At 61.5% G+C, this 15,030-nt stretch carries 14 protein-coding genes and 1 pseudogene; 7 read left to right on the top strand and 8 right to left on the bottom strand.

Annotation, left to right across the window (positions count from 1 at the left end; genetic code table 11):
- The 4 genes from Q8O29_RS18995 to Q8O29_RS18980 form a co-directional block, all read right to left on the bottom strand.
- Positions 1-384 carry a DUF302 domain-containing protein gene (locus Q8O29_RS18995; RefSeq protein WP_305565673.1) on the bottom strand — a complete coding sequence of 128 codons (384 nt, stop codon included), beginning with the start codon at positions 382-384 and terminating at the stop codon, positions 1-3.
- Between the two features lie 87 nt (positions 385-471).
- Positions 472-669: a hypothetical protein gene (locus tag Q8O29_RS18990; RefSeq protein WP_305565671.1), complete on the bottom strand. Its 198-nt coding sequence runs from the start codon at positions 667-669 to the stop codon at positions 472-474.
- Positions 670-1,213: 544 nt separating this feature from the next.
- The gene (locus Q8O29_RS18985) at positions 1,214-1,681 is read right to left on the bottom strand and encodes a GNAT family N-acetyltransferase (protein WP_305565669.1); all 468 of its coding nucleotides are present in this window, start codon (positions 1,679-1,681) and stop codon (positions 1,214-1,216) included.
- Between the two features lie 94 nt (positions 1,682-1,775).
- Positions 1,776-2,333, bottom strand: a complete 558-nt coding sequence (locus Q8O29_RS18980) for an HNH endonuclease (RefSeq protein ID WP_305565667.1) — start codon at positions 2,331-2,333, stop codon at positions 1,776-1,778.
- 160 nt (positions 2,334-2,493) lie between these two features.
- Here Q8O29_RS18980 and Q8O29_RS18975 point away from each other — a divergent pair, with 160 nt between their 5' ends.
- From Q8O29_RS18975 to Q8O29_RS18950, 6 genes are all read left to right on the top strand, one after another.
- On the top strand, positions 2,494-3,528 hold the full coding sequence (locus tag Q8O29_RS18975) for a bifunctional riboflavin kinase/FAD synthetase (protein ID WP_305565665.1): 1,035 nt from the start codon (positions 2,494-2,496) through the stop codon (positions 3,526-3,528).
- A 108-nt stretch (positions 3,529-3,636) separates the two neighbouring features.
- A complete protein-coding gene (ileS, locus tag Q8O29_RS18970; protein ID WP_305565664.1) occupies positions 3,637-6,549 on the top strand; it encodes an isoleucine--tRNA ligase in 2,913 nt (970 codons plus the stop codon).
- Between the two features lie 11 nt (positions 6,550-6,560).
- Entirely contained in the window at positions 6,561-7,058 is a 498-nt protein-coding gene (gene lspA / locus Q8O29_RS18965; RefSeq protein WP_305565662.1) for a signal peptidase II, read from the top strand.
- A 41-nt stretch (positions 7,059-7,099) separates the two neighbouring features.
- Positions 7,100-8,377, top strand: coding sequence for an ATP-binding protein (locus Q8O29_RS18960; protein ID WP_305565660.1), 1,278 nt, complete (start codon positions 7,100-7,102; stop codon positions 8,375-8,377).
- Between the two features lie 13 nt (positions 8,378-8,390).
- Positions 8,391-10,055: a Na/Pi cotransporter family protein gene (locus Q8O29_RS18955; RefSeq protein WP_305565658.1), complete on the top strand. Its 1,665-nt coding sequence runs from the start codon at positions 8,391-8,393 to the stop codon at positions 10,053-10,055.
- An 18-nt stretch (positions 10,056-10,073) separates the two neighbouring features.
- A complete protein-coding gene (locus tag Q8O29_RS18950; RefSeq protein WP_305565656.1) occupies positions 10,074-11,300 on the top strand; it encodes a multidrug effflux MFS transporter in 1,227 nt (408 codons plus the stop codon).
- Between the two features lie 24 nt (positions 11,301-11,324).
- Here Q8O29_RS18950 and Q8O29_RS18945 read toward each other — a convergent pair whose 3' ends face one another.
- The gene (locus Q8O29_RS18945) at positions 11,325-12,122 is read right to left on the bottom strand and encodes an NUDIX domain-containing protein (protein ID WP_371134281.1); all 798 of its coding nucleotides are present in this window, start codon (positions 12,120-12,122) and stop codon (positions 11,325-11,327) included.
- A gap of 15 nt (positions 12,123-12,137) precedes the next feature.
- On the bottom strand, positions 12,138-13,133 hold the full coding sequence (locus Q8O29_RS18940; RefSeq protein WP_305565653.1) for a quinone oxidoreductase: 996 nt from the start codon (positions 13,131-13,133) through the stop codon (positions 12,138-12,140).
- A gap of 103 nt (positions 13,134-13,236) precedes the next feature.
- Between Q8O29_RS18940 and Q8O29_RS18935 the strand changes: the two are divergent.
- Positions 13,237-13,344: pseudogene (locus Q8O29_RS18935) on the top strand (EamA family transporter); the annotation flags it as partial.
- Between the two features lie 16 nt (positions 13,345-13,360).
- Here the strand turns inward: Q8O29_RS18935 and Q8O29_RS18930 are convergent.
- Positions 13,361-14,221 carry a PA4780 family RIO1-like protein kinase gene (locus tag Q8O29_RS18930; protein ID WP_305565651.1) on the bottom strand — a complete coding sequence of 287 codons (861 nt, stop codon included), beginning with the start codon at positions 14,219-14,221 and terminating at the stop codon, positions 13,361-13,363.
- Positions 14,222-14,534: 313 nt separating this feature from the next.
- Complete coding sequence (locus tag Q8O29_RS18925) at positions 14,535-14,870, bottom strand: thioredoxin family protein (RefSeq protein ID WP_305565650.1); 336 nt, start codon at positions 14,868-14,870, stop codon at positions 14,535-14,537.
- Between the last annotated feature and the right edge of the window lie 160 nt (positions 14,871-15,030).

The raw sequence follows: 15,030 nt of genomic DNA, 5'->3' as shown, positions 1-15,030 counted from the left end.
TTACCTCGCCTCGTCAACCATCTGGATGGTTTTTTCCTCAACCTCTTTGGCCACTTGAACCAGCGCGGCATCCTGCGACAGCGCCGAAAGCATTTGCACTGGTTTGATCAGACCGATCTTCGTTGTGCCTTTGTCGGTAAACACCGAGATGCGACACGGCAAGGCCATGTTCAGGCGCATATCGGTGGCCAAAACTTTGGCAGCTTGCGCCGGATTGCAGACTTCAAAAACCTTGCACTCCTCATCAAATGCAATGCCCTTACTGCGAAGTGTGGCCCCCAAGTCGTGAACATGAAGTACCCCAAAGCCATGGTCCTTAACAGCTAAGTCCAGGTCTATTGACGCTTGGTCGAATGATTTTTCAGTTTCAACGATGTAATACATGAAGTTACCTTGACCTTTGTGATGGACAAACAATACCTTGGCCCAGAGAAGACGCTTTGCAGTGCTCTGCCGACTTCCCGACCTCGATCACTTCTTTTGCTTGACGATCCACACCACGAGAGCGGCAACCACGACAACCATCAAAATCGGCATCCATATGCCGCCGTAGCCGCCCATCCAGCCGTAGCCCCACGTGCCACCCATCATGTTTCCGCTCTGTGCAAAAGAGACGCCTGTGGTCAACAGGGGCACCGTACCAACAGCGATGGCAAGTAAATTTTTCATGGATTTTCCTTAGTGAAATGGAGAATTGGACTATTCGGCAAAGAGCGCATGAGGCCGAAAGGCCATCATTCGTCCAAGTGAATTGGGGTTACGTAATCCAAACCCCTCAGGCACCATCGGACGATACGCTGCGGCCGCATCGGACGCAACAGTTCGGAATTCGACTCGTTGAAATTACGCCTGCATATTGCCGACGTCTGTGCGGCAGCACACGCAGCCTTATTTCAGCGGTCGGCCCCGTATTGGCCAAACCGCGTTGCTACGGCAGAGTAAAGGCGCCTTGGCCTGCTGGCGCGGTCACGAAATATCTGTAGCGTGGCATCCCGAGTCGGATCAAGGATACGAACGATGGCTGTAGTTGTGCGCTATCAACGGTGGTGGTGTCCAGTCGGTGCAAGCATCAACTGACGGCATGCGCCCGATTTCAGCAGAGTTCAACGGCGAAAAAATCACCGGCCGGACGTGGCCTGTGGCCGAGAACCATTTGGTGGTGCTGGAGCTGACCTATTGAGCCTTGGGTTATTCAAAAGGTCGCTGCAAAAGATCAGGCCACGCGGTGGTCGCCGGGAAAGCAGTGGTACATGCGGAACTGCTGATCCAGACTCCAGCCTCGTGCCTCGTAGAGCGCTTGCGCTTGCACGTTGTTGCGGTCGACATTCAGTGTGACCCGTACGGCGTCACGCGACCAGGCATAACTTTCGACAAATGCCAGCAGCTGCGATGCGACGCCCTTGCGCCTGCCTGATTCGGGCACGAAGAGGTCGTTAAGTATGAATATCCGCGCCAAGGCAACCGATGAGAAGCTCGGATACACCTGCGCGAATCCGACAGGAGAGTGTTCTTCCTGAGCAATGAACATGGCGGACTCGTCATTGTTGAGCCGGGCCTGAAGAAAATCGCGCGCCGCCAACAGGTCGGGGGCCTTGCCCTGAAACTCCCGGTATTGACTGAAAAGCACCGCAAGTTCGTCGAGATCAGACATATCGGCCTGGCGAACTGTGATCTTGCTCATGTGATATGTGTTTCAGCGTTTTATCAAACTGGACTTCAATCACCAGCACGCCCGCAGCGGTCGCAGGCGAGTGTGGGCAGCAGCCCGTCAAAAATCAAACCAACAACCGCGAAGTCCTCGGCACATGCGCCATCAAAAACTCCATCTGGTCGGCCAGGATGCGGCGGTTGCGCAGAATGAAGTCTTCCCACAGGCTGGGCACATACGGCGTGTACAGCAGCGGCATATTGGCTTGCTCGGGTGTGCGGCTACTCTTGCGGTGGTTGCAGGCGCGGCAGGCGGTGACCACGTTCATCCAGGTGTCGATGCCGTTTTGTGCAAACGGGATGATGTGTTCACGCGTCAGGTCTTCTTCGTGAAAATGGTCGCCGCAGTAGGCGCACACATTGCGGTCACGCGCAAACAGCTTGCCGTTGGTCAGGCCGGGCTTGAGGTTGAAGGGGTTGATGTTGGGCACACCCTTGGTGCCGATGATGCTGTTGACCGTGATGATGGACTGGTTACCGGTGATGGCGTTGTGCCCGCCATGAAAGGTCGCCACCCGCGCACCCATCTCCCAGCGCACTTCATCCGAGGCATAGTGCAACACGGCTTGTTCGAGGCTGATCCACGATTGCGGCAACCCCTGGGCTGAGAGCTTCAAGACCTTCAAACGAACCTCCAACATTGTAAAAACGCATGGAAACCGGACTCAAACTGTCTGACGCCTCAATATACCGTGATTTCATGACAAAGCTCTTCCGCAGGCGCCATTGGCCCCTTCAACCCGCGCCAAACCGACTCGCGGCGCTATTAAAACGATAATCGGGAGGATGGAAATCTTCCGCAGTTACCACCATCCCCGGCTTGCGGCGCATTGCGCGCTGACCATCGGCAACTTCGATGGCGTGCACCGCGGCCATCAGGCCATGCTTGCGCTGCTGAAAAACGAGGCCCAGCACCGCAGCGTGCCAAGCTGCGTGATGAGCTTTGAGCCGCATCCGCGCGACTACTTTGCTGCCGTTGCGCGCAAACCCGAGCTGGCGCCGGCGCGTATTGCCACCCTGCGCGACAAACTCACCGAGCTGGCGCGCTGCGGTATTGACCAGTGTGTGGTGCTGCCCTTCAATGCGCGGCTGGCGGCTCAGCCGGCCGACGCCTTCATCGATGATGTGCTGGTCAAGGGCCTCGGTGTACGTTACGTGCTGGTGGGCGACGATTTTCGCTTCGGCGCCAAACGCACGGGCGATTACGCCATGCTGGATGCCGCCGGCGAACGCCTGGGTTTCGATGTCGCCCGCATGAACAGCTACGAAGTGAGCAGTACGCGGGTGTCGAGTTCGGCCGTACGCGAGGCCTTGGCCCAGGGCCAGATGAGCCGCGTGACCAGCCTGCTGGGCCGGCCCTACAGCATCTCCGGCCATGTGGTGCATGGCCGCAAACTCGGGCGCGACCTGGGTTTTCGCACACTGAACCTGCGCTTTTCGCATTGGAAGCCGGCTGCCAGCGGGATTTTTGCGGTGCAGGTCTTCGGCCTGGGGCCCGACCCCCTGCCCGGCGTGGCCAACCTCGGCATCCGGCCCTCGCTGGACCCCGATGACGTCAACGGCGGGCGGGTGCTGCTGGAGACCCATTGCCTGGCCTGGCCCGACAGCCTCGGCCCCGAGGAGGCATACGGTAAAATCATCCGTGTGGAACTGCTACACAAACTGCACGACGAACTGAAATACGACGGTCTGGATGCCCTCCAGGCGGGCATCACCAGGGACTGCGAGGACGCACGGGCATTTTTTGCCCAGGCGTCCAAGTCGTTTTCAGCGTCCATGCACACGGAAACCAGCCGCCAGACCACACGCGACCGAATTTAGACGATCTCGTCGCCTCTGGCCCCTGCCCCTTCCAGGGCAAACGGCTTGTCTTCCCGATCCGCATTCCGGCGGCCCTGCCTGATCAGGCCGCATCAACAAAAGCATCCCATGTCCGACAGCAAAACAGATTACCGCAGCACCCTGAACCTGCCCGACACGCCTTTTCCCATGCGCGGCGACCTGCCCAAACGCGAAGCGGGCTGGGTCAAGGAATGGGACGACAAGGGCATTTATAAAAAGCTGCGCGACGTGCGTGCGGGCAAACCGAAGTTTGTGCTGCACGACGGGCCGCCCTATGCCAACGGCCAGATCCACATCGGCCACGCTGCCAACAAGATCCTCAAGGACATGATTGTCAAAGCACGCCAGCTCAAGGGGCTGGATGCGGTGTATGTGCCCGGCTGGGACTGCCACGGCCTGCCGATCGAAAACGCCATTGAAAAACTTCATGGCCGCAATCTTTCAAGAGACGACGTGCAGGCCAAAAGCCGCGCTTTTGCCACCGAACAGATCACGGCGCAAAAAGAGGACTTCAAGCGCCTGGGCGTGCTCGGTGAATGGGCCAACCCCTACCTGACCATGAACCCCGGCAACGAAGCCGATGAAATCCGTGCGCTCAAACGCATCATGGAACGCGGCTTTGTGTACCGCGGCCTGAAACCCGTGTACTGGTGTTTCGACTGCGGCTCTTCGCTGGCCGAGTTCGAGATCGAATATGCCGACAAGAAATCGCAGACGCTGGATGTGGGGTTTGAATGTGCTGAGCCGGACAAGTTGCTGGCGGCGTTTGGAATAGGGGAGCCCTCACCCCCGCCCTCTCCCGCAGGCGAGAGAGGGCGTCGAGACGACCTGCTCCCTCGCCCCTCCGGGGAGAGGGCTGGGGTGAGGGGCAGCGCCGCCAAACCCATCTACGCCGTCATCTGGACGACCACTGCCTGGACCATCCCGGCCAACCAGGCGCTCAACCTGAACCCTGAACTCGAGTACGCACTGGTCGATACCGAACGCGGCATTTTGCTGCTGGCTGCTGTGCTGGTGGAAAAATGCATGGCGCGTTACCAACTCACCGGCACCGTGCTGGCCACCACGGTCGGCAAAAACCTGGCGCTACTCAACTTCAAACACCCGCTGTATGACGTCGATGCCGGTTACCGCCGCCTGAGCCCGGTGTTTCTGGCCGACTACGCCACCGCAGACGACGGCACGGGTATCGTGCATTCGTCCCCCGCCTACGGGGTGGAAGACTTTAACTCCTGCGTGGCCAATGGCATTGCCTACGATGACATCCTGAACCCGGTGCAGGGCAACGGCCGTTATGTTGATGAGCTGCCGCTGTTTGGCAGCCTCAACATCTGGAAGGCCGCGCCGCTGGTGATCGACGCCCTGCGCGACGCCGGCCGCCTGTTTGCCACAGAGAACATCACGCACAGCTACCCGCACTGCTGGCGCCACAAGACGCCCGTGATCTACCGCGCTGCGGCCCAGTGGTTTGTGCGCATGGACGAAGGCGAAGGCGTGTTCACCAAAGACAAGGCAGCGCAAACCCTGCGCAAGCTCGCGCTGAACGCCATCGAGGAAACCAGCTTCTACCCGGAAAACGGCAAAACCCGGCTGCAGGGCATGATCGCCGGCCGGCCCGACTGGTGCATCAGCCGCCAGCGCAACTGGGGCGTGCCCCTGCCGTTTTTCATCCACACCGCCACCGGCGAGCTGCACCCACGCACCATGGAAATCATGGACCAGGCAGCCCGCATGGTGGAGGCCGGCGGCGTGGAGGCCTGGAGCAAGGCCACGGCCGAGTCCATCATCGGTGCCGATGCACCCGACTACATCAAGAGCACCGACATCCTGGACGTCTGGTTTGACTCGGGTACCACGCATGACCATGTGCTCAAGCACAGCCATGCGGCGCAATCCACATGGCCGGCTGACCTGTACCTGGAAGGCCACGACCAGCACCGCGGCTGGTTTCATTCCTCGCTGCTCACCTCCTGCGCGATGTACGACCATGCGCCCTACAAGGGGCTGCTGACACACGGCTTCACGGTGGACGGCAAGGGCCGCAAGATGAGCAAGAGCGAAGGCAATGTGGTGGCGCCGCAAGAGGTGTCTGGCAAGCTGGGCGCCGAGATCATCCGCCTGTGGTGCGCATCCACCGACTACTCGGGGGACCTGGCCATCGACGACAAAATCCTGGCGCGCGTGGTGGACGCCTACCGCCGCATCCGCAACACCCTGCGTTTTCTGCTGGCCAATGTCAGCGACTTTGACCCGGCGAAAGACGCCGTGCCGTATGAGCAGATGTTGGAGATCGACCGTTATGCGCTGAGCCGTGCGGCGCAGCTGCAGGCCGACATTCTGGCGCACTACGAGGTGTATGAGTTTCACCCGGTGGTCTCCAAACTGCAAATCTATTGCAGCGAAGACCTGGGCTCGTTCTACCTCGACATCCTGAAAGACAGGCTGTACACCACGGCTCCCAAGTCGCTGGCCCGGCGCAGCGCGCAGACCGCGCTGCACCAGATCACACACGCCATGCTGCGCTGGATGGCGCCGTTTTTGAGCTTCACGGCGGAAGAGGCGTGGACGGTGTTTGGCAGCTCCGAGTCGATCTTCATGGAAACCTATGCCGATCTGGCTGCGCCCGATGACGCCCTGCTGGCGAAATGGAGCCGCATCCGCGAGCTGCGTGATGCCGTCAACAAAGACATCGAAGCCCTGCGTGCCGACGGCAAGGTCGGCTCTTCACTGCAAGCCAATGTGGCGCTCGAAGTGGCGCAGGCTGACCACACGCTGCTGGCCAGCCTGGGTGCTGATTTGAAGTTTGTCTTCATCACATCTGCTATCAAATTAATAGCTGGCGACGCACAATCTATAAGGGTCGAAGCCAGTTTTTATACAAAATGTGAGCGCTGCTGGCACTACCGGGTCGATGTCGGGCATGACCCGGCACACCCGACCATTTGCGGCCGCTGCACCAGCAACTTGTTCGGCACCGGCGAAGACCGCCAGTTTGTTTAAGCAGATTCACCATGCCCAAAACCACCTTCTCCAGAACCTCTGCCGCGATGTTGCCCTGGCTCGGCCTGGCGCTGATTCTTTTTATCGCCGACCAGTTCACCAAGGTGCTGATCCTGGGTTATTACCAGCTCGGTGACGCGACCTACGTGACCAGCTTTTTCAACGTGGTGCGGGTGCACAACAGCGGCGCCGCGTTTTCTTTTCTGGCCAATGCGGGCGGTTGGCAGCGTTGGTTTTTTACCGGCATAGGTATTGCCGCCGCGCTCTTTATTGTCTGGATGCTCAAGTCGCACCCCGGGCAAAAACTGTTTGCATTTGCCCTGTCATGCATTCTGGGTGGTGCCGTCGGTAACGTGGTGGACCGCATGCTGCACGGCTACGTGGTGGACTTTCTGGACTTTCACTATGCGGGCTGGCACTTTCCGGCGTTCAACATTGCCGACAGCGCCATCACCATCGGTGCCGTCTGCCTGATACTGGATGAGCTCATGAGAGTGCGGCGTACCTGACAAGTTGTACAATATAGCTTTCTAAAAGTCATATTGTACAAGTGAACATTCTCGAAACGAGCCAAGTTACCCAATCGCCTGAGGCGGTTCTTCCCAGACTTGCCCTTTCAACTGTGCAGCGCCTGGCCCATGGCTTTCCGGTGCTGGCAGTCACCGGCCCACGCCAGTCCGGCAAAACCACGCTGGCTCGCCAAGTCTTTCCAAACAAACTCTACTGGACGCTGGAAGACGTCGATACACGACGCATCGCACAGGCCGATCCGCGCGCCTTTCTGGGGCAGTTCACCCACGGTGCCGTGCTTGACGAAATACAACGCGCGCCCGAACTCCTGTCTTACCTGCAAGGTGCGGTGGATCACCGGGGCATCATGGGCGATTTCATCATCACCGGGTCGCAACAATTTGGCTTGCTCGAATCCATTTCACAGTCGCTGGCCGGGCGCGTCGGTTTGGTAGAGCTTCTGCCACTTTCACTGGCTGAAATGACGACTGCCCCCAACCTTCCCAACTTCTTGTTGAACGACTTGATGTTCAGGGGCGGCTACCCGGCGCTCTACGACCAGCGCAGGCGCAGCCTCAGTAGCCGGGGCATTGAGCCCGCTGACTGGCACCGGGCCTACCTGTCCACTTACATTGAACGCGATGTGCGGCAGGTGCTGGGGGTCCGCGATCTGGCAAGTTTTGAGCGCTTCATCCTGATGTGCGCCGCACGCTCAGGCCAGCTACTCAATATTCAGGCGCTGGGCGCAGACTGCGGCATCAGCACCAGTGCCGCCAGGCAATGGCTCAGTGTGCTGGAGGCCAGTTATGTGATTCGCCTGTTGCAGCCCTGGCATGAAAATTTTGGCAAGCGCCTGGTCAAAATGCCCAAACTGTACTTTCTGGACAGCGGTTTGTTGTGCCACCTGCTGCGCGTGGAAAGTCCACTTGCTTTGGCAACCCACGCCCTGCGCGGCGCCATTTTTGAAACCTGGGTGCTGGCCGAAACCCTCAAGCACCGCTTCAACCAGGGCTTGAGTGCTGACATTTACTTCTGGCGCGACAACCATGGCACCGAGGTTGACCTGCTGTACGCGGACCAGGGTTTGTTGCATCCGGTAGAAATCAAGTCCGGCACTACCTTCACGACCGACTGGTTAAGCGGCTGCGAACGCTTTCGCCGCCACGCTGGCGCACGCAGCGCGCCAGGTCTTGTGGTGTATGGCGGTGACTCAAGTTTTGAGGTGCTTGGCAATCGTGTCATGTCCTGGCGCGGTTTTGGAAAGCGCAACATGACGGTCCCTGCAGAGCCAAAGATCGCACACAACGCCGGCGTATAGTGACTGAGAAGCCATGAAGCATTTGTTGAATCTGTTGGCAGCCATAGCGCTGCTGGTTTGGGGCACCCATCTGGTCCGCACCGGCATCCTGCGCGTGTTCGGGGCCAATTTGCGCCAGGTGCTGTCGCGCAGCATCGGCAACCGCTTCACCGCCGCACTGTCGGGTATTGGCGTGACGGCACTGGTGCAATCCAGCACAGCCACTGCGCTGATTGTTTCTTCCTTCGTCGGCAAAGGGCTGATCGCGCTGCCCCTGGCGCTGGCGGTCATGCTGGGCGCCGACATCGGCACCAGCCTGATGGCCGTGCTGTTTTCGTTCGATTTGTCCTGGCTGTCGCCGCTGTTCATTTTTACCGGCGTGGTGCTGTTCATCTCGCGCCAGGCCACCAACGTCGGGCGCGTCGGGCGCATTTTGATCGGCCTGGGGCTGATGCTGCTGGCGCTGCGGCTGGTCACCGACTCGACCGGCGTGCTCACCGCCAACCCGGCCGTCAAGGCCCTGCTGGGCACACTCAGCAGCGATTTGCTGCTTGAAATCACGGTGGGCGCGGTGCTGGCGGTGGTGTCGTATTCCAGCCTGTCCATCGTGCTGCTGACGGCCACGCTGGCCAGCTCGGGCGTGATTCCGCCAGACGTGGCGCTGGGACTGGTGCTGGGCGCCAACCTGGGCAGCGGCCTGCTGGCGGTGCTGACCACGGCCCGTTCGGCCATCGAGGTGCGGCAGGTGCCGCTGGGCAACCTGATCTTCAAGCTGCTTGGCGTGCTGATCGCCGCGCCCTTCATCGGCCTGTGGCTGCGCCATGTGTCGCCCTACCTCGGCGCAACCGCGACGATGGTGGTGCTGTTCCACCTGGCCTTCAACCTGGCGGTCGGCCTGGCTTTTATCGGCGCTACCCGTTGGGTGGCACGCTGGGTCGAAAAGCTCCTGCCGCTTCCTGTCAAAGGCAAAGCCGGCGGCAGGCCTCAGCACCTGGACCCGTCGGCGCTGGCCACGCCGTCACTGGCAATCTCCTGCGCGGCGCGCGAAGCCCTGCACCAGGCCGATGTGGTCGAAAGCATGTTGATCGGCATGCTGGAGGTCATCCGTAAAAACGACCTGCGCCTGGCCGAAGACTTGCGCAAGTTGGACGACACGGTGGACGAGCTGTACTCTGCCATCAAGTACTACCTGACCAAAATCTCGCGCGAGGCACTGGGCGAAGAAGAAAGCCGGCGCTGGACCGATATCATCAGTTTCACCATCAACATGGAGCAGATCGGTGACATTGTCGAGCGCGTGCTGATTGACATTGAAGACAAGAAAATCAAGCCAGGTCGCAGTTTCTCGGACGCCGGCATGGCCGAAATCTGCGAGCTGCACCAGCGCCTGATCGACAACCTGCGCCTGAGCATGAGCGTGTTTTTGAACGGCAGCGTGCGCGATGCGCAAAAACTGCTGGAAGAAAAAGCGCGCTTTCGCGACCTCGAACGCGCCTACGCCACCACCCACCTGGGCCGGCTCTCGGACAACACCATGCAGAGCATAGAAACCAGCTCGCTGCATATTGATTTGATCAGCGACTTGAAGCGCATCAACTCGCACATCTGCTCCATCGCCTACCCGATCCTCGATTCTGCCGGCGCTCTGGCGCCGAACCGCCTGCGCCAGAGCGTGCTGACTGATGATCTGCCCCGCTGAGCTGCAGCAAGGCCCGGCATGAACCCCAACGCCGACCAGTTATGGCGCGCGCCGCGCTGGATGCTGGCGGTGCTGCTGGCGCTGCTGGGCATGCTGGGGCCTTTTTCGATTGACACCTACCTGCCGGCGTTTGCCGGCATCGCGCGTTCGCTCGGCGCCACGCCGGTCGAGATGCAGCAGACGCTGTCGGCCTACCTGTTCGGCTTTGCTTTCATGAACCTGTTCCACGGGGCACTGGCCGACAGCTTTGGCCGCCGTCCGGTGGTGCTGTGGGGGATTGCGATGTTCACCGTGGCGTCGGCCGGCTGCGCGCTGTCGCAAAGCATTGAGCATCTGGTGTTTTTCAGGGCGCTGCAGGGCCTGTCCACCGGCGCCGGCATTGTGGTCTCGCGCGCGGTGATCCGCGACATGTTTCCGCCAGCGCAGGCGCAAAAGGTGATGAGCCAGGTGACGATTTATTTCGGCGTGGCGCCCGCCATTGCGCCCATCATCGGCGGCTGGCTGTTTGTGCACCTGGACTGGCACGCGATTTTCTGGTTCCTGACCGGCGTCGGCGTGTTGCTGTGGACCGCCAACTACCGGCTGTTGCCGGAGACGCTGCATATTACGCAGCGCCAGCCTTTCAACGTCAGGCACCTGATGCGCGGCTACTGGCAGCTCGGCTCCAGCCCGCGTTTTCTGCTGCTGGCGCTGGCCAGCGGTGTGCCCTTCAACGGCATGTTTCTCTATGTGCTGGCGGCGCCCGAATTCCTCGAGGGGCACCTCGGGCTCGCCCCCACCGAGTTCTTCTGGTTCTTCGTGCTGACGATTGCCGGCATCATGGCCGGCGCCTGGCTCAGCGGACGCCTGGCCGGCAAGATCGCGCCCAAGCAGCAAATCCGCCACGGCTTTGTGATCATGCTGGTGGTCGCCGTGCTGAACCTGCTGGCCAACCTGCTGTTCAAGGCGCATGTGTCCTGGGCGCTGTTTCCGATTGCTGTCTTTGCGTTCGGCTGGGCCTTGATGGTGCCGGTGGTGACCTTGCTGGTGCTGGATCTTTACCCCGAGCGGCGCGGCATGGCCTCGTCGCTGCAGGCCTTTATCGGCTCCACCGCCAACGGCATCGTGGCCGGCGTGATTGCGCCTTTGATCATGCATTCCACGGTGGCGCTGGCAGCGGTTTCGCTGCTGATGATGCTGATCGGGCTGGTGGCCTGGCTTTACCTGCACCACCGCTGGCCGGAAATAGGCCGCGCGGTGTCTTAAGGCCCCCACCCGAGGCGTTGGCGCTTATGCCAGCAGCGCAGCCTGGATCAGCGCTGCCTCGCGGGTGAATTCACCGGCGTGCATCTTCTGCAGCATCTCGCCGGCATCCATCAGCACGAAGCGTTCAACCTCGCCGTCCTGGTTGACCGGTACCTGCCCGTCCGGCACGGTGCCGTGGTACCAGTCGATGCGCTCGATCACGTAGCCGGCACCGTGGCCGTCGTCGCAGGGGCGGTGGATGTCGACATGACCACCGTGAACGATGTTGCGCAGGTCCTCAAGACGCAAGCCGGCTTCTTCCCAGGTCTCGCGCCCGAGTGCGCTGGCCAGGGTGTCGGCGCCGCTGATCATGCCGCCCATCAGCGTGTCCCACATGCCGGGATCGTTGGACTTGCTCCAGGCCCGCTGCTGCACCCAGAAGCGGCCGTCCTCGGCCCGTCCGACCAGGTGCACCGCTGGGGTGGAGATACCCAGCACGCGGACCACGGCCCGCTCCACGCTGCCGATACGCAGGCCTTGGTGATCCGTCACCGCGAGCTGCTCGTCACGCCAGGCGTGGGCCAGGCCGGCCTCGCGCAGGGCCAGCGCCAGCGCGCCCAGCGCGGCAGTCGGCTCACCCAGCAAACGCCAGGCCGAGCTACCCAAATGCTCTGTTTTTGATAGCTGTTCACGCCCGTCCGATATGGGCTGGAGCCTGATTTTGCTTAGAAAATCGGGTTCCACCGAGCCGATCACCGTATCGCCGGCCAGCAGCGGCACCCGCAGCCGCACTGGCGCCCGCCTGCCGCTGGCGCGCAGGGCTTCAAGCCATTGCGGGTCCATCCCGGCCATCCGCGACTACAGCGTCAGAATGGTGCAACCGGTGGTCTTGCGCGCTTCCAGCGAGCGGTGCGCGTCAGCCACGTCGGCCAGCGCAAAACGCTGGTCGATGCGGATGTTGACCTTGCCGCTGCTGACCATGGCGAACAGCTCATCGGCCATGGCTTGCGTGCTCTCGCGAGTGGCCAGGTGGGTGAACAGCGTGGGACGCGACACATACAGCGAACCTTTGGCCGCCAGCAGGCCGATGTCCAGCGGCTCGACCTTGCCCGAGGCGTTGCCAAAATTGGCCAGCAGGCCAAAGGGCCGCAGGCAGTCCAGCGACTTGAGAAAGGTGTCCTTGCCGACCGAGTCGTAAACCACCTTCACCCCCTGGCCTGCGGTGATCTCTTTCACGCGGGCGACAAAATCTTCCGTCGTGTAATTGATGGTGAAAGCTGCGCCGTGCTCTTTGGCCAGCGCGCATTTTTCGTCCGATCCGGCCGTGCCGATGAGCTGCAGGCCCATGGCTTTGGCCCATTGGCAGGCGATCAGGCCAACGCCGCCGGCGGCAGCATGGAACAACACATGGTCGCCGGCCTGCAACCCGCCCTGGGGCTGGGTGCGGCGCAGCAGGTACTGCACGGTCAGGCCCTTGAGCATCATGGCGGCGCCGGTGTCGAAGAAAATGTCATCGGGCAGCTTGCAGACACACTTGGCCGGCAGGACGCGCACTTCGCAGTAGCTGCCGGGTGGCTGGCTGGCGTAGGCGGCGCGGTCGCCGGCCTTCAGGTGGGTCACGCCATCGCCGATGGCCTCGACCACGCCGGACGCCTCCATGCCGAGCTGTAGCGGCATGGGCAGCTTGTACACGCCGCTGCGCTGGTAGACGTCGATGTAGTTCAAACCCACCGCCTTGTGGCGGATGCGGATCTCGCCGGGACCGGGTTCACCAACCTCCACGTCCACCAGCTTCAGCGCTTCGGGCCCCCCGTGCTGGTCAATACGGACGGCTTTGGAGCGGATCATGGCCATGGTGAATTCCTTGAAATACGGTTGAAGAGGGGTGCGGCCTGCATCCTGCCACGAAACCGCAGCGCTTGCAGGCCGCGTGCGCAGCGCCGCCGCGCTGCTGCAGTTTGCAGCGCTGATGTCAGCCGCCTTCCTCGGCGAATGGCCCCGGCTGCACCACGGCATCGCATTTTTGTTGATCGTCGGCGGGATGGTGGTGTCGTCACGGCGCTAAACGGGCTTTTCGTCCCTTACCCCGCCACCTGCATGCGCACCCGGCGCGCTGCCTCTTCAGCGCGCGCGTCGTCAATCTCGCGCAGCACGCTGCCCATGTCCACCGGTGCGGTCCGGCGTTCGAAGCGGCCGGTCAGCGGCGTGTCCACCTGCAGCGCGCCGCGCTGGTACAGGTCCCAGATTTCCAGGCCGTAATCGGTCGGCAGCAGTTCGGGCGCAACCCGGCCGAAGAAGTGGCGCAGGTTGTCCACGTCGCGCAGCAGCATGCGTGCGGCATGGTTGTTGCCGGCCGCATCAATGGCCTGCGGCAGGTCGATGATCACCGGTCCGTCCACGCCGTCCTGGTGGCCCAGCAAGATGTTGAATTCGGACAGGTCGCCATGCACGACGCCGGCGCAGAGCATGCGCACCACCTGCCGGATCAGCATGGCATGGTGGGCCAGCGCCTGTTCGCGCGAGAGCAGCACATCGTTGAGGCGCGGCGCGGCATCGCCGTGTTCATCAGTCACCAGCTCCATCAGCAGCACGCCGTCGTGAAAGTTGTAGGGCGTGGGCACCCGCACGCCGGCGGCGGCCAGGCGGTACAGCGCATCGACCTCGGCGCTTTGCCAGGCGGCCTCCTGCGCCTGCCGGCCGAATTTGGTGCCTTTGGCCATGGCGCGCGCCTGGCGGCTGTTCTTGACCTTGCGGTTTTCGGTGTAGTCCACCGCCTGGCGGAAGCTGCGTTGCGTGGCTTCCTTGTAGATCTTGGCGCAGCGCGTCTCGTCGCCGCAGCGCACCACGTAAACCATGGCTTCCTTGCCGCTCATGAGCTGGCGCACAACGGTATCGATCAGGCCTTCTTCGATCAGGGACTGCAGTCTGGGGGGTGCTTTCATGGCTCTCATTGTGCCCCGCCGCTCAGGCGCCGGGACGGCAGGGTCAGGCGGGCGGGTCTAAGAACTTGTCCGTAAATAATTGAGGGTCGCGCAAATAGATATTCGGGATGGGATGCAAGGCGCAAAATCCAAGGCAAGGCTGGTGGCCTTGCCTGAATTTGCAACGCCGCAGACCGCCCGAAAATCCGTTTGCCCTTCGGGTTGGGGCGAAATCGGGCGATTTGCCCACCAAATCCCTTGCATGGGCACCCAGCCCATGCTGCGTGATGTTGGCGAGCAACTCATCCCGATTGCGCCCCAACGCGGCCCTCAATTATTTACGGACAAGTTCTAAGCTGGCCAGCGCCTGAACAATGACCGCCTCGCCGGCCGGGCGCACCAGTCGTGCCAGCTCGCGGCCGTCACGCAGGAACACGAGCGTCGGCCACAGCCTGACGCCAAAGGAGCGGCCCAGACGCCGCCCGCTACCGTCCTCGACCTTGATGTGATGAACCAGCGCATGGCCGGCGAAAGCCGCCGCGACAAACGGCTGCGCCGCGCGGCAAAACTGGCACTGCGGGGTACCGAACTCCAGCACCGCAGGGCCGGGCAAGGCGTCGATCTCGGCCCGCGTGGGTTCTGGCTCGGTGATCACGCTTGTGAAAGCCATGCACGAACCGCCCAGGCCCCTAGTAGTTCGTTCCAACAATAAAGTTACATAATAGCAGATAATTGCCATAATTCATTTGCAACTCTTGACGGAGGCGGATTATGGCAAGGAAATCTGGACGTGCGGCACTGATTCTTTCTCAGGCGCAGGAAGCGATGCT

The sequence above is a fragment of the Polaromonas sp. genome (assembly GCF_030689685.1).
In the GTDB taxonomy this organism is placed as follows: domain Bacteria; phylum Pseudomonadota; class Gammaproteobacteria; order Burkholderiales; family Burkholderiaceae_C; genus Polaromonas.
This window is presented reverse-complemented; position numbering and strand designations above follow the sequence as displayed.

Coding starts and splice junctions, on each gene's coding strand:
- Q8O29_RS18995 (WP_305565673.1), bottom strand. CDS start 384: ATGTATTACATCGTTGAAACTGAAAAATCATTCGACCAAGCGTCAATA.
- Q8O29_RS18990 (WP_305565671.1), bottom strand. CDS start 669: ATGAAAAATTTACTTGCCATCGCTGTTGGTACGGTGCCCCTGTTGACC.
- Q8O29_RS18985 (WP_305565669.1), bottom strand. CDS start 1,681: ATGAGCAAGATCACAGTTCGCCAGGCCGATATGTCTGATCTCGACGAA.
- Q8O29_RS18975 (WP_305565665.1), top strand. CDS start 2,494: ATGGAAATCTTCCGCAGTTACCACCATCCCCGGCTTGCGGCGCATTGC.
- ileS (WP_305565664.1), top strand. CDS start 3,637: ATGTCCGACAGCAAAACAGATTACCGCAGCACCCTGAACCTGCCCGAC.
- lspA (WP_305565662.1), top strand. CDS start 6,561: ATGCCCAAAACCACCTTCTCCAGAACCTCTGCCGCGATGTTGCCCTGG.
- Q8O29_RS18955 (WP_305565658.1), top strand. CDS start 8,391: ATGAAGCATTTGTTGAATCTGTTGGCAGCCATAGCGCTGCTGGTTTGG.
- Q8O29_RS18950 (WP_305565656.1), top strand. CDS start 10,074: ATGAACCCCAACGCCGACCAGTTATGGCGCGCGCCGCGCTGGATGCTG.
- Q8O29_RS18945 (WP_371134281.1), bottom strand. CDS start 12,122: ATGGACCCGCAATGGCTTGAAGCCCTGCGCGCCAGCGGCAGGCGGGCG.
- Q8O29_RS18940 (WP_305565653.1), bottom strand. CDS start 13,133: ATGGCCATGATCCGCTCCAAAGCCGTCCGTATTGACCAGCACGGGGGG.
- Q8O29_RS18930 (WP_305565651.1), bottom strand. CDS start 14,221: ATGAAAGCACCCCCCAGACTGCAGTCCCTGATCGAAGAAGGCCTGATC.
- Q8O29_RS18925 (WP_305565650.1), bottom strand. CDS start 14,870: ATGGCTTTCACAAGCGTGATCACCGAGCCAGAACCCACGCGGGCCGAG.